Raw genomic sequence first — 914 nt, 5'->3', positions numbered from 1 at the left:
ACTAACGAAATATTTGAATAAAATATGAGAGCAAACAGAAAACAGAAACATTGACTTAATTGATAAGCTGGGGACTTAGCTTAGTTGGTAGAGCGCCTGCTTTGCACGCAGGAGGTCAGGAGTTCGACTCTCCTAGTCTCCACCATACATCGCAAAGCGATGTATAAAAGACAAGTTAATAAATGAACAGTCAGCTGACTGTTAGTTTAGTCTTTAAGCGATCAAGTGCTTAGGTTATAGAGCTTAGCAACAAACTAGCGTAGAATGCGCTTCATTGTTATTAAGCTCTGTGATTTATCACAGCAACATGACCTGACGAAGGCATGTTAAATCATTAACAGAATATATTTGAGTTGAAATAATTTGTTCATACTCATAACTGACATTAACACTAACAGTGATTTATTACTGTGATGTGAAGATAAAAGCTATGAGTTACTAGCGAAATTAACTGAATCAAGCGTTTTGGTATATGAATCTAATTGAAGCTGTACAGTGCTTAAATGCACAAGACGCCAACTGTATGAGTAAGTCGTAAGACGAACTCTGTTGCTTATCCTACTTGTAAGGATAAACGACTGTTTGGGGTTGTATAGTCAAGTAATTAAGTGCATGTGGTGGATGCCTTGGCAGTCAGAGGCGATGAAAGACGTAATAGCCTGCGATAAGCTTCGGGGAGGCGGCAAATATCCTATGATCCGGAGATTTCTGAATGGGGAAACCCACCTATCGTAAGGTAGGTATCGCAACATGAATACATAGTGTTGCGAGGCAAACGAGGGGAAGTGAAACATCTCAGTACCCTTAGGAAAAGAAATCAATTGAGATTCCCTCAGTAGCGGCGAGCGAACGGGGAACAGCCCATTAAGTCATATAAGTTCTAGTGGAATGCTCTGGGAAGTGCAACCATAGTG

General features: G+C 40.4%; 1 tRNA gene and 1 rRNA gene. Both read left to right on the top strand.

The annotated features are described in order from the left end of the window. Window positions 1-69 precede the first annotated feature (69 nt). Window positions 70-145: transfer RNA gene (locus tag EXE29_RS17265), tRNA-Ala, on the top strand. A gap of 449 nt (window positions 146-594) precedes the next feature. Next, window positions 595-914, top strand: a 23S ribosomal RNA gene (locus EXE29_RS17260); the annotation flags it as partial.

Source organism: Acinetobacter sp. WCHAc060006 (assembly GCF_004209135.1).
Lineage (GTDB): Bacteria > Pseudomonadota > Gammaproteobacteria > Pseudomonadales > Moraxellaceae > Acinetobacter > Acinetobacter cumulans.
This window is presented reverse-complemented; position numbering and strand designations above follow the sequence as displayed.